This window comes from Thalassoglobus sp. JC818, from assembly GCF_040717535.1.
Taxonomy (GTDB): Bacteria; Planctomycetota; Planctomycetia; order Planctomycetales; family Planctomycetaceae; genus Thalassoglobus.
Map to the genome: position 1 here is coordinate 193248 of NZ_JBFEFI010000004.1, position 11060 is coordinate 204307.

At 52.6% G+C, this 11060-nt stretch carries 9 protein-coding genes; 6 read left to right on the top strand and 3 right to left on the bottom strand.

Features of this window, described 5'->3' with window-relative positions; genetic code table 11:
* Positions 1-45: 45 nt before the first annotated feature.
* Positions 46-2346, bottom strand: a complete 2301-nt coding sequence (locus AB1L42_RS11865) for a sulfatase-like hydrolase/transferase (RefSeq protein WP_367056635.1) — start codon at positions 2344-2346, stop codon at positions 46-48.
* Between the two features lie 233 nt (positions 2347-2579).
* Here AB1L42_RS11865 and AB1L42_RS11870 point away from each other — a divergent pair, with 233 nt between their 5' ends.
* Together AB1L42_RS11870 and AB1L42_RS11875 are read left to right on the top strand one after the other, a co-directional pair.
* A complete protein-coding gene (locus AB1L42_RS11870) occupies positions 2580-3482 on the top strand; it encodes a sugar phosphate isomerase/epimerase family protein (protein ID WP_367055292.1) in 903 nt (300 codons plus the stop codon).
* Between the two features lie 54 nt (positions 3483-3536).
* On the top strand, positions 3537-4625 hold the full coding sequence (locus tag AB1L42_RS11875; RefSeq protein ID WP_367055296.1) for a Gfo/Idh/MocA family oxidoreductase: 1089 nt from the start codon (positions 3537-3539) through the stop codon (positions 4623-4625).
* Positions 4626-4698: 73 nt separating this feature from the next.
* Here the strand turns inward: AB1L42_RS11875 and AB1L42_RS11880 are convergent, their stop codons facing one another.
* Positions 4699-5190 carry a hypothetical protein gene (locus AB1L42_RS11880; RefSeq protein WP_367055299.1) on the bottom strand — a complete coding sequence of 164 codons (492 nt, stop codon included), beginning with the start codon at positions 5188-5190 and terminating at the stop codon, positions 4699-4701.
* Between the two features lie 286 nt (positions 5191-5476).
* On the opposite strand from AB1L42_RS11880, the gene AB1L42_RS11885 reads away from it, so the two are divergent.
* The 4 genes from AB1L42_RS11885 to AB1L42_RS11900 all read left to right on the top strand — a co-directional run bounded on the left by AB1L42_RS11885 (position 5477) and on the right by AB1L42_RS11900 (position 10235).
* The gene (locus tag AB1L42_RS11885; RefSeq protein WP_367055302.1) at positions 5477-6547 is read left to right on the top strand and encodes a DUF1559 domain-containing protein; all 1071 of its coding nucleotides are present in this window, start codon (positions 5477-5479) and stop codon (positions 6545-6547) included.
* Positions 6548-6887: 340 nt separating this feature from the next.
* On the top strand, positions 6888-7328 hold the full coding sequence (locus AB1L42_RS11890) for a carboxypeptidase-like regulatory domain-containing protein (RefSeq protein WP_367055305.1): 441 nt from the start codon (positions 6888-6890) through the stop codon (positions 7326-7328).
* Positions 7329-7782: 454 nt separating this feature from the next.
* The gene (locus tag AB1L42_RS11895; RefSeq protein ID WP_367055308.1) at positions 7783-8847 is read left to right on the top strand and encodes a DUF1559 domain-containing protein; all 1065 of its coding nucleotides are present in this window, start codon (positions 7783-7785) and stop codon (positions 8845-8847) included.
* A 320-nt stretch (positions 8848-9167) separates the two neighbouring features.
* Positions 9168-10235 carry a DUF1559 domain-containing protein gene (locus AB1L42_RS11900; protein WP_367055311.1) on the top strand — a complete coding sequence of 356 codons (1068 nt, stop codon included), beginning with the start codon at positions 9168-9170 and terminating at the stop codon, positions 10233-10235.
* Positions 10236-10277: 42 nt separating this feature from the next.
* Here the strand turns inward: AB1L42_RS11900 and AB1L42_RS11905 are convergent, their stop codons facing one another.
* The gene (locus AB1L42_RS11905; protein ID WP_367055314.1) at positions 10278-11033 is read right to left on the bottom strand and encodes a DUF2071 domain-containing protein; all 756 of its coding nucleotides are present in this window, start codon (positions 11031-11033) and stop codon (positions 10278-10280) included.
* Positions 11034-11060: the final 27 nt, after the last annotated feature.

Consider the following 11060-nt stretch of genomic DNA (forward strand, 5'->3'; position numbering starts at 1 on the left):
TGACAGCGACGCCTACGAGCGAGTGCACCGCTACATGCCAATCCGCTAGTTCTCCATCCAGATGGCGGTCATCAACGCGTGAACCTCCGGTAATTCGGCTTTCAATTCCCCGCGAACGAAGGGGAAAAAGTCATTGGTCCCGAGGAACGACTCACTCATTTCCGCAAAGAACTCCTTGTGATTCGTCAGAGCGTAATGCGGCCGCATTTTTCCATCGATGTGCAGCACAGACTCATACTTGCCAGACTCTTTGAATTGCTGATGAGCGTCTCGAATCGTCTTCTCATTCCACCCCAGAAACTGGTCATGGTAAGCATGGGCCAACTCGTGCAGCAGACTCCACGGTTGAGCATGGTTGGAAATGTGATCGACAAACCGCTGAGCACGTGCGATGTGAACGGACTTCTCCATGCTAGGATCGTATCCATGATCTCGAAGCCACTGGGCATTGGGGTGATACTGCATGGAAGTCAACTCATGCTCCCCATCCAAATAGATCGGGACTTCCTGTAGCTGTTCGATGCGTTGATCCGGCAATCGCAGCTTTAGCTCGAACAGTTTGTCTCCGAGCAACCTCAAAGCTGTTTCTCCGAGTAGCTTCTGATCTCCTGTTAAAAGTTGCTCGTCGACGTAAACGGTCCAGCCTTCAATGTCTCTCGATTGATGATTGAGAATCTTCGCTGGATCAGCAAATAACGCGACCTCCCCCGAATCGATCGCGTTCGAGATCGGGATCACGATGGTCTGTTCTTCCTCAGAACATTCAAACTCCTCCCGAACTCGACCGTTCGGGGATTGAACTCGGAATCGATGCCCGATCGTGGTCTGGATCCGCCGCGACTCTCCGACTTCAATTCCTTTGAGTGGGACACTCTCCCCGTCTTCGGGAAGCCAGAACAGTTCGAGGAACTCTCCGGTCTGATTCGTAATTGTGAGAGAAGGACGCTTGGCTGGGGGCAGGACCTTGGGTGCGAAGTCTTCCGGAATCAATTCACGAAAGCGGGCGAGTACATCGGCGAAGTACTTGTTGGACGCAAGATTCGTCCACTCGTGCGGATCATCTTCGATGTTGTACAGCTCTTCGCTTCCGTCGATGTAACGGATGTATCGGTGTTTCTCACCGCTTAACGAGAAAACTCCCGGACGGTCGAGGTGAGTCATCGGAACCTCGTCCCATTCCGCTTCCGGATCTTTCAGCAGCGGGACAATGCTTTTTCCGTCGTTGTCATTTTTCTCTGGAATACCAGCCAGTTCGGTCATGGTCGGGAAGAGGTCGAGCAGACTGACTGGCCTTGAACAGACTCCCCCTGCCGGAGTTCCGTCCGGGAGTGCCGGGAACCCGGGAGGCACGCGAATCATGAGCGGAACACGGGCGCAGACTCGCCAGCCGGTGTACTTCTGCCAATGCTCTTTTTCTCCCAAATGCCAACCGTGATCACTCCACAAAATGACGATCGTCGAATCAGCATTCGGACCTTCTTCTAACGCATCGAGAACCCGTCCAAGCATCTCATCGGCAAAAGCAATGGAAGCCAGATAAGCCTGGATCGCATTCCTCCATTCTCCATGCGACTGGATGTGAGGGAAGTACCGATTTCTCGCCAGTGCCCTGCCTCGCTCCGGAACATCAAGCAAGTCTCCGGGCTTCCAGCCCGGCGGAATCCGAATCGATGAGACTGGAGGCACCCGGTCGAAGTATCGCTTGGGGACGAACCACGGTTCGTGCGGACGGTAGAAACCACACGCCAGCCAGAACGGCTGGTCACGTTTTTTCGTGAGCTGTTCGCTGACCCATTCGGAAACAAGATAGTCGCCGCCGAACTCTTCGTCGGTTGCATCCAGCGGCCCCCAATCCGTTTCCACATATTGCCAGTCGCCCGCTCGTGGCAGACTGACCGGTCGCTTGTCCGGATACAAAGTTCGAGGAAACGGATTCTCTGACTCCGCTTCTGGAAAGTACTCGGTCCACGAATCCGCATCGATGAAATAATGCAAGATCTTCCCTGATCCGCCCGACCAGTATCCATGCTCGGAGAAGTACTTTGGGATGATCTGAGCATCCGGGAGAATCTGTCGCATGCTTTGACGATTTGCATACAAGCCGGAAACGTGCGGAGAAATCCCCGTCATCACCGCGGTGCGGGACGGGTTGCACGAAGCTGCGGGACAATATGCGTTTGTAAACAAAACTCCGGAAGCAGCCAGTCGATCGAAATTGGGAGTCACAGCTTGCGGATGCCCTTCCAGACAGCCGATCCAGTCGTTGAGATCGTCCACACAAATGAATAGAAAATTCGGTCGCTCATCTACCGCTGCCAGCCAACTGGCGTGCCAACAACAGATCATGAAGATGGAAAATCGGAGCATCATTCAGCAGTCTATTTCGAAGATCAGGTCTGTCGGGCATTGTGACGGGATCGTCGAGTTTCGTCGAGTCGCCATCCACAGCGAAGCCACTTGCGATGACGATCCCGATCTCGCTCCGGATGCTTTCTGACTTTGCCCGACGATTGACGACAACGCACCGTGTCGTTCAACTGCATGGTCTCTCCTGCCCTCCCTCCTTTGGAACATCAACCATGAGACCTCGGATCTCAGCCTTCCCAAAATGCTATCTCGATGCCATCGCAGGTGAGAGATCGATGACGGTCTTCGAATGGATCGAACTCGCCGAAGACCTTCCAGCTGAAGGTCTCGAAATGTATGACGGGTTCTTCACCTCGACAGAAGATGACTACATCGACGAAGTCGCCGCCGCTGTTCATAAAGCAGGTTTCGTCGTTCCAATGCTCTGCTGTTCTCCGGACTTCACCAATCCGGAAGCTTCGCAACGTGAGGCCGCCGTCCAACGTCAACTCGACATGATTCGGGTCGCACATCGCCTGGGCGGAGAAGGCACTGTTTGCCGCGTCTTAAGCGGACAACGTTATCCGGAAGTCGAGCGCGAGCAGGGAATTCAATGGGTGCGTGAATGCATCGACCAACTTCTTCCGACCGCCCGAGAACTTGGAATCATCCTCGGTCTCGAAAACCACTACAAAGACGGTTTCTGGAAATACCCGGAGTTTGCCCAGAAGCAGGATGTCTTTCTTGAGTTGTTGAACGCGATCCCAGAAACCGATTTCTTCGGAGTTCAATACGATCCCTCCAACGCAATTGTCGCGGGGGATGATCCAATCGAACTGCTTCGAGCTGTCGCGCCGCGAGTCGTCAGCATGCACGCCAGTGACCGATATCTGGAACCGGGAGCCACACTCGAAAGCCTCAAACAGTCCGACGGAACGCTTGGATATTCGTCGGCACTGCGGCATGGAGTCACCGGCAAAGGTCTCAACGACTACGACGCCATCTTCTCAATTCTCGCCAGCCACAATTACACTGGCTGGATCAGCATTGAAGATGGCATGAACGGAATGGATGAGATGCGCGAGTCACTCGAATTTCTACATTCGATGGTCGAGAAATACTTTCCGCAGGCATAACGCTTTCCTCCGCCTCATCCTCAGAGACGGCACTCTTCAGATCGGTTGAGACTCATGACACAACTTCGCACAGCGATTGTCGGATGCGGAAAGGTCGGGCAGTTGCATGCCAACGCGTTGGCTTCGTTACCTCAATCTGAACTGGTTGCAGTCTGCGACAATCAACACTCACGGGCAGCGTCCTTCGGGTCAGAATTTGGAGCGCAAGCGTTCGCTTCCGTTGACGAAATGATCAACAAGGCGCAGCCCGACGCATTGATGATCTGCACTCCTCATCCGCTACATGAAGAACCAACCGTCACAGCATTGAAGCACGGAGTTCATGTTCTCGTTGAAAAGCCACTCGCTTCAACGCTGGATGCCTGTGATCGCATGATCCATGCGGCCGAAGAAGGAAACGCCCAGCTCGGCGTCGTCAGTCAGCGACGATTGTTTGAACCCGTCCAACGCATGAAAGCAGCCATCGACGCCGGAAAAATCGGCAACCCGGTGTTGGGAACATTTTCGATGTTCAGCTGGAGAGACGAAGCTTATTACAAGTCCGATCCATGGCGCGGACAATGGAAGACAGAAGGCGGAGGTGTCCTTGTCAATCAGTCGCCGCATCAACTTGATTTGCTGCAATGGATGATGGGAGACATCGCCGAAGTTTCCGGATACTGGGGCAATCTCAATCACCCTTACATCGAAGTCGAAGACACCGCCGTGGCTGTCATTCGATTCCGATCCGGCGGACTCGGAAACATTGTGACGAGCCTCTCACAAAACCCGGGCATTTACACGAAAGTTCATGTGCACGGGTCCAACGGTGCTTCCGTCGGAGTTCAAACGGACACCGGAGCATCTTTTGTAGCTGGTGTCTCAAAGATTGCAGACCCACCGCTGAATGATGTCTGGACGATCCCCGGCGAAGAACATCTTCTCGAACAGTTCATCGCGGAAGATCGTGAACGATTCGGCAGCCTCGATGCGACACAACATTACCACACGCTGCAGATTGCCGACTTCCTCGACGCGATCATTCAAGATCGCGCTCCCATGGTGACAGGTCGCGAAGGTCGGACCGTTGTCGAAATCTTCACCGCGATCTATCGATCAAATGAAACCAGACGCCCAGTTGAATTCCCAATCGCAGCCGATTGACCAAGCAACCGACCGCCATTGAAAGCACTCGAAGAGTGAGGTCAGGCAACCACCGATAGCCTGCCGTGACAGGTTATTCGGCTTCTTGAGCGCCGGTTTCGATCGCGACATTCTTTGGCTTGGGAATGTCCAAGTGTCCGGTCTTGATCTCCTGGACTCGGTGAAATTCATCTTCCTGATCGTAGACCATATGGATCGATCCGTAGGTCGCCAGAAGTCCATCCCAGCGATACGTGACGACCTGAGACTTCCCCAATTCAAGTGCGTTGTAGCTGATCTCGGGAGCACCATAGATGAGTTTGCTCTCGTGAAGATTGTAGATGTTGAATCGCTGCCTGTTGTCCGGAGGAAGCTTTTCAATTTCCTTCTTCAGACCGGAGTACGTAAGCAGATAGCTGCCGTAAGTGATGCCCTCCCACACGACTCCGGCAGCCACCACGCAGACGACTAATAGCATTAGAATTCGGAGAACAGGGTTCATTCCCTGCTTCTCATCAACGGTCTTATTCTCGTCGGCTGCTTGAGAATTCTCAGCCACAACCTGACCACTTTCCGAAGTTCCCATCCCGAATCTCCCCGCTTCAAGTCGCTATTAAATTTTTACGAACCAAACCAATGACAAAATAGCTCAATCGAATTGCACAATCACAGCACGCATAGCTAGGCTCCAATGCGTTTGCGGCAGCTATATTGCAATTTCTTGAATCAAAACTTATTGACGCATTCTTGAAGTTTGCGCTTATGGTGAGTATCATAGACGAATCAACACATCTATTCATGTCATGTCGCGCGGGTCCGTTTTAACAATTTTTCTCTGAATACTCATTCATACTGAAGGAAAGGCCCCCCAAATGCCCACACACGGTTCACCAATCTCTACAAACCGAGCTGGCACAAAGCGTGGATTCACGCTGATCGAGTTGCTGGTCGTGATCGCAATTATTGCGATTCTGATCGCACTCCTCCTCCCAGCTGTGCAGCAAGCTCGCGAAGCCGCACGGCGAACCCAGTGCAAAAACAACCTGAAGCAATTCGGGCTGGCGATGCACAACTACCACGACGTCTACAGCATGTTCCCGATTGGCCATCAGTACCGCGGATGGTTCAACGGCGATCCAGAAGTCAACCCAAAACAGGGTGGCTCCGCATACGGTTGGGGGTGGGCACTGTTACCTTATATGGATCAGGCTCCTCTGTTCAATCTCTTCTGGGCAGAACAACAAGCTGCCTGGGCGACTGCCGGACCAAACCAGACAGCGGACCAGACGAACGCGCTGCTTTGCCAAACAGTTCTCCCGTTGTTCAGCTGCCCGTCGGATGCTAAACCGACTAACCAGAACGACGGAGCGATCCCGAACTCAGCAACTTCCAGCTACCAGGGTGCCTCCAGTGCTTACGACGGGTACCAAGCGAATAACGTTACTGCGAACCTCAACACCCGACGATTCAACGGCGTCTTCCGCCGCACGAACAGTGGTCCACCAACCCGTATTCGCGACATCACCGATGGAACAAGTAATACCATCGCAGTTGCAGAAACTCGCTGGGGCATGGGTACCAACGGTTTGACTCGCTCTCGCTTCTACGGAGCCCAAGACGGTAACGGAATGAACGGGGCTCAAGGAGCAACCAACGCCCTGCTCGTCCAAGGTCAGGCGGCCATGAACTGGTTGCAGATCGAAGGAAATGGCCAGCCAGACCGAACAGCCGGAAGCCAACACGTCGGGGGAGCTCAGTTCCTCTTCTGTGACGGAACCGTCCGCTTCCTGTCCGAGAACATTGACCACACTTCTACACCTTGGATCAATCTCAACAGCGCATTCCGCACTGAAGACATTGCGAGTAATCCAAACGCTCCATTCTTTGGAACGTACCAGAAACTGTTTGCACGTAACGACGGTGCAGTCATCGGCGATTTCTAATCGCTTGCCTGTGTGTCGCGGAGTGCTCGTTCTGCCAATTTAACCTTGGTAGAGTGAGCGACTGATCGAGAATCTGGCACGGGCAGATGAAACTGCCCGTGCTTTTTTCTTTTCTGAAACGCAGAAGTCTTCATTCGGAGACGTGCAGACGAGAAGAAATCCAGATATGTTCACTTAAGGACATGTTTGTGTGAATCTACTCAACATGTATCGATCTCAAGAGTGACTGGCGAGATTCGTCTCGTGCGTGCTTGGCACCGCCTGAACAAGAATCGCCAGTTCAAGTTCAAATCGCCCCGCCTGAATGCAGGGTCATCAATCGGTGGAAGGAATTCGAGTTATGAGAAGTCTGATTTCACTTTGCGGAATTGTCGCGATCAGCGCGATGGGATGTGGTCCCAGTGGTCCCGATATTGAAGGGGTTCACGGAAAAGTGACGATGGACGGACAGCCGCTGAAGAACGCGTCGATCGTCTTCATGCCCGTCGAAAGTGGTCGTCCGGCCGGAGCCCGAACTGACGAAGAAGGCATGTACGTCCTCAACTTCTCAGGCGGACGTCAAGGTGCCCAGGCTGGCGACTATAAAGTTCGCATCAGCACTGCCAGTGATCCAATGGCTCAGGAAGATGGAAGCACAACGCCAGGAACGAAAGAAACCGTTCCCCTGAAATACGGAGCACAAACTACCCTCACAGCGACCGTTGTCGAAGGACAAGACAACGAATTCAACTTCGATATCACTTCAGAAGGGCCAGTTGCTCAAGCTGAAGACGGCTATTAACAGACCCGGTTCGATCGTGTGGTAAATTCATCAAGATTTTGGGGAATCATTTTTCAATGAGCTGATTGATTCCTGCCGACCGCATCAATCGAAAACGACTTTCAGCCCTCTGAACACACAATGTGCCAGAGGGCTTTTTCATGCGCAAATTGTGGGGACTCCTCATCACATTTGAATTGCAATATTTTTCGAACTGGAGATGAGCCGGAAATCTGCACGCTGCTGAATCGCAGACACTTTCGTCTCGTCCCATGATAGTCGCCCCTCTTTACCACCTCATCACAAAATCGTAGTTTCTGATATGTTTCTCGGAGAAGTGGCGAGAATCGCAAGTTTTACCTTGCGATTGAGAAATCTTTCTGTACGATGAACCCATCAAATCCGACTTACACGTCACCCGAATTCATCATGAATTCTTTTTTTTAGTTCCTCTCTCTTCATTGGAGGATGGCAAATGCCCGCAACGACCCGACGTAAAGTTTTCTCGAAGCATCAGCGCGGATTTACGCTGATCGAACTGCTGGTGGTGATCGCGATCATCGCAATTCTGATCGCCCTGCTGCTCCCGGCAGTTCAGCAAGCACGTGAAGCAGCTCGCAGGACGCAGTGCAAAAACAATCTGAAGCAATTCGGGCTGGCGATGCATAACTACCACGACGTGTACAAGTCTTTCCCAATCGGACACCAGTATCGGGGATCATTTGGTGGTGATCCGGAAACTAATCCAAAGCAGGGCGGTTCCGCTTATGGATGGGGTTGGGCTCTGTTGCCGTACATGGATCAAGGTCCATTGTTCAACCTGTTCTGGGCTGAACAACAAGCAGCCTGGGACCAACCAGGTCCGAATCAGCAAGTCGGTCAAGAGAACGTCAATTTGTGTCAAACAGTCTTGCCGCTTTTCAGTTGTCCATCTGATACGAAGCCAACCAATCAGAATGATGCTGCCATTCCGAACTCTGCAACGAGCAGCTACCAGGGTGCTTCGAGTGCCTACAACGGGTATCATGGCAACAACGTAACAGCCAACAACATCCCGCGAATTCGTAACGGAATCTTCCGACGAACCAATGGTGGACCACCAGCGAAGATCCGTGACATCACTGATGGAACCAGTAACACCATTGCTGTCGCCGAAACACGCTGGGGAATGCAAACTAACGGTCTGAACCGATCACGGTTCTACGGAGCTCAGGACAACAACGGATTGCAAGGTGCTCAAGGCGCGTCCAACGCCCTACTCGTGCAGGGTGAGTGGGCCATGAACTGGCTCCAGATCGAAGGAAATCCACAACCACACCGAACTGCAGGTAGCTTGCATGTCGGTGGAGCTCAGTTCCTGTTCTGCGACGGAACCGTCCGATTCCTCAGCGAGAACATTGAGCACACTGCCACAGCGTGGATCAATCTCAACAGTGCGTTCCGAACCGAAGACGTCGCGAGCAATCCAAACGCTCCATTCTTCGGAACATACCAAAAACTCTTCGCACGTAACGACGGAGCTGTGATCGGAGAGTTCTAAGACTTCTTCAATCCGAAAACCTCAACATCAACACCCTCGAAGTACACCATGTGCTCCGGGGGTGTTTTGCTGCGCGTTCAGGTTCGATTGCAAGTCCCAGGCAAGAGTCCACGGAAGTCGAGCTCGTTTGTCGAGCGATATTTCATGCGAAAGTGCCGCAAATCGTTCTCTCAATCAGCAAGCAATGATGCGAGATCACAAGTTTTTTATTGCGATTTTGGGTATCGGCGGATAGCGTGAAGTGATCAATTCTCGCTTACATGTCTGACGAGTTCATTTCGAATTCTTTTTGTTTCCTCATTTTCACCGGAGGATGGCTCATGCCCGCATTACCCCGTTACGAATTCTCGCGCAAGACAAAGAGCGGATTCACTCTGATCGAATTGCTGGTCGTGATTGCAATCATCGCAATCTTGATCGCTCTGCTGCTCCCGGCAGTTCAGCAAGCACGCGAAGCAGCCCGTAGAACCCAGTGCAAAAACAATCTGAAGCAGTTCGGGCTGGCGATGCATAACTATCACGACGTCTACAAAATGTTTCCCATCGGACATCAGTACTGGGGATCGTTCAATGGTGACCCAGACGTCAACCCGAAACGAGGGGGATCGGCATACGGTTGGGGTTGGGCGTTGCTCCCTTTCATGGATCAGGGTCCATTGTTCAACCTCTTCTGGGCAGAACAACAGATTGCCTGGGACCAGCCCGGACCGAATCAACAAGCCGGTCAAGAGAACGTCACGTTGTGTCAAACAGTCCTACCCATGTTTAGTTGTCCCTCGGACACCAAACCCACCAACCAGAATCATGGCCAGATCCCTTCATCTGCGACGAGTAGCTATCAAGGCAATGCCAGTGCCTACAACGGGTATCATGGAAATAACGTGACGGCCAATAACATTCCCCGTCGACGAAACGGGATCTTCCGTCGGAACAACGGTGGACCACCGAGCCGTATCCGTGACATCACCGACGGGACAAGCAACACGATTGCTGTTGCGGAAACTCGCTGGGGAATGCAGACCAACGGGTTAAACACTTCCCGAATCTATGGTGGCCAAGGAGGTCAAAACCCATTGACTGGTGCTGAGGGGGCGACGAACTGCGTGCTCGTTTCTGGCGAGTGGGCCATGAACTGGCTCCAGATCGAAGGAAACACTCAACCAAACCGAACGGCCGGAAGTATGCATGTCGGTGGAGCTCAGTTCCTGTTCTGTGACGGAACCGTCCGTTTCCTCAGTGAGAACATTGAACATACTGCCACACCATGGATCAATCTCAACAGCGCGTATCGCACTGAAGACATCGCCAGTAATCCCAACGCTCCATTCTTCGGAACATACCAGAAACTCTTCGCACGTAACGATGGAGCTGTGATCGGAGAGTTCTAGATTAAGTTGCTCTTTCCCGTGCACACAGAATCAGAGAGTGCTCTAAGAATACTTCAATCCGAAAACCTCGACATCCACACCCTCGGAGAACACCAAGTGCTCCGGGGGTGTTTTCATTTGAGGGAACCCATCCAACTCTACTGGAAGACTGCTGAACGCATTCACTTTGACCGGCTGAACTTCGTAAGGCGGATGATGCACCTGCCCGGTCGCAATCCCGTTTGAGCGTGTCTCGCTGAACAAGATGTACCGCTCGACCAGAAAAAAGTCGAGTGTGCCCGGCTTGCTGGGACTCGCGGTTGCCTGCGGTTGATACTCGAACTCCATCGTCCTCCGTTGATCGTCTCGAAACTGTCTCGTTCGATAACGAACAGCGCCTGCAGCATCGACGGATGCAGACATCTGGCCCCAGACGTACGGCAGCCCGAACAGCTTTCGAGCGAGCATTACCGCCAGCCAGCGATTCGCTGTGAGTGAGAAGAACCAGACTCCGGGGATTCCCTGTTCGTTGTATGCATAAGTCCGCACATTGAGTTCCAGAAAATTCGAGATATACGGCACCTGCGGCGACCACGACGGCCGGATTCTTCGCATCAAAAACGGGACCACACCGATCCAAGCTGCCCCATCAAAAGTGTCCACCGTCAATCCTCGCGGAAGCCGTTGCTGGATTAGCTCGGGATCGATCTTCCAGTGCAGAAAGAGCAGTTTTCTCCACGACTGAAACATCACCGGGCAATCATCAGGACGAATTTGCAATGCGTGACGTTGCTCCAGAGATGGCTGAATTGTGCTCATCGTTTTGCTCTTCCCAAGAGTCTGTCA

What these genes read in the sequence shown, in the direction of transcription:
- AB1L42_RS11875 (WP_367055296.1), top strand. Translation starts at nt 3,537, where the DNA reads ATGACACAACTTCGCACAGCGATTGTCGGATGCGGAAAGGTCGGGCAG.
- AB1L42_RS11865 (WP_367056635.1), bottom strand. Translation starts at nt 2,346, where the DNA reads ATGATCTGTTGTTGGCACGCCAGTTGGCTGGCAGCGGTAGATGAGCGA.
- AB1L42_RS11895 (WP_367055308.1), top strand. Translation starts at nt 7,783, where the DNA reads ATGCCCGCAACGACCCGACGTAAAGTTTTCTCGAAGCATCAGCGCGGA.
- AB1L42_RS11885 (WP_367055302.1), top strand. Translation starts at nt 5,477, where the DNA reads ATGCCCACACACGGTTCACCAATCTCTACAAACCGAGCTGGCACAAAG.
- AB1L42_RS11900 (WP_367055311.1), top strand. Translation starts at nt 9,168, where the DNA reads ATGCCCGCATTACCCCGTTACGAATTCTCGCGCAAGACAAAGAGCGGA.
- AB1L42_RS11870 (WP_367055292.1), top strand. Translation starts at nt 2,580, where the DNA reads ATGAGACCTCGGATCTCAGCCTTCCCAAAATGCTATCTCGATGCCATC.
- AB1L42_RS11905 (WP_367055314.1), bottom strand. Translation starts at nt 11,033, where the DNA reads ATGAGCACAATTCAGCCATCTCTGGAGCAACGTCACGCATTGCAAATT.
- AB1L42_RS11890 (WP_367055305.1), top strand. Translation starts at nt 6,888, where the DNA reads ATGAGAAGTCTGATTTCACTTTGCGGAATTGTCGCGATCAGCGCGATG.
- AB1L42_RS11880 (WP_367055299.1), bottom strand. Translation starts at nt 5,190, where the DNA reads ATGGGAACTTCGGAAAGTGGTCAGGTTGTGGCTGAGAATTCTCAAGCA.